This is a genomic window from Kitasatospora sp. NPDC056731, from assembly GCF_040687675.1.
Classification (GTDB): domain Bacteria; phylum Actinomycetota; class Actinomycetes; order Streptomycetales; family Streptomycetaceae; genus Kitasatospora.
The window spans coordinates 1-1163 of record NZ_JBFBNR010000109.1 but is presented as its reverse complement, the minus strand read 5'-3'; the positions used below and the strand labels follow the sequence as shown (position 1 = coordinate 1163).

Below are 1163 nucleotides of genomic sequence, written 5' to 3'. Positions count from 1 at the left end.
ACCTCCGCCGCGAACGGAGCGATCTTCGCCTCGGCCAGCGAACGCACCGCCTCACGGAGCATCTCGTGCTCCTCGGAGATACGGAAGAGATCGAACTCCTGGCTCATGATCGCCACTCCTGTTTCACGACGGTACTCAGTACCCTTCATTATGCACCCACGCGACAAAAAGGGAACTCAGTGCCTTCACATGGCGGCACTGAGTTCCCTATCCTTTTTTCTGCCGAACTTCTGCCGAACAAGCCGGTCCGAGCGCAGGGAGATGACAGCGTGGTCCACTCAGCCATCGATGCCGACACCCGGAGCACCACGCTGTACTTCCAGCGCTGCTCGTGGTGCTGCAACCCGACCTTCCAGCGGCTGCTCTGCCCCACCTGCGGCTCCACCGAGCTGCAGCTGGAGCCCAGCGAGGGCACCGGTGTCGTCCGGCGCTGCGAGGTCGAGCAGGCCCGGACGCCGCTGGTCCGCCAGAAGTCCCTGATCCGGATGGCCGAGGGCTTCGACGTCTGGTGCATCGTCGACGGGCTGCGCAGCACCGTCCCGGTCGGGACGCGGGTGCGGCTGCTGTCCGCCCCCGGCTCCGACCAGCCCGAGCTGCGACTGCTGCCGATGGAGGGGCCGCAGCCGCCGGTGGACGTCGAGCCGCGCCCGCTGCCGCCCGTCCAGGGCGGGTTCACCCAGCACCTCGCGGCCTTCGCCGAATAGCCTCCACCACACGGCGGATAGCGTCCGCCACACGCCGGAGGGCGTGGCACCGGGTACTCGGTGCCACGCCCTCCGGCGTGTGGTGCGCGGGGATCAGCCCTTGCGGGACTTCACCTCGGCGGTCAGCTGCGGCAGCACGGCGAACAGGTCGCCGACCACGCCGTAGTCCGCCAGCTCGAAGATCGGGGCCTCCGGGTCCTTGTTGACGGCCACGATGGTCTTCGAGGTCTGCATGCCCGCCCGGTGCTGGATGGCACCGGAGATGCCGTTCGCCACGTACAGCTGCGGCGAGACCTGCTTGCCGGTCTGGCCGACCTGGTTGCTGTGCGGGTACCAGCCCGCGTCGACGGCGGCACGCGAGGCGCCGACGGCCGCGCCCAGCGCGTCCGCGAGCTCCTCGACGACGCCGAAGCCGGCCGCCTCGCCGACGCCGCGGCCGCCCGAGACCACGATCGCGGC

Annotated in this window: 2 protein-coding genes; one reads left to right on the top strand and one right to left on the bottom strand. The window is 69.7% G+C overall.

Annotation, left to right across the window (positions count from 1 at the left end; translation table 11 throughout):
• Nucleotides 1-269 precede the first annotated feature (269 nt).
• Nucleotides 270-704, top strand: coding sequence for a hypothetical protein (locus AB0R04_RS38900; protein ID WP_363378908.1), 435 nt, complete (start codon nt 270-272; stop codon nt 702-704).
• A 93-nt stretch (nt 705-797) separates the two neighbouring features.
• Here the strand turns inward: AB0R04_RS38900 and AB0R04_RS38895 are convergent.
• Nucleotides 798-1163, bottom strand: a 366-nt coding sequence (locus AB0R04_RS38895) for an electron transfer flavoprotein subunit alpha/FixB family protein (RefSeq protein ID WP_363378906.1), incomplete at its 5' end; no start/stop codon positions are given.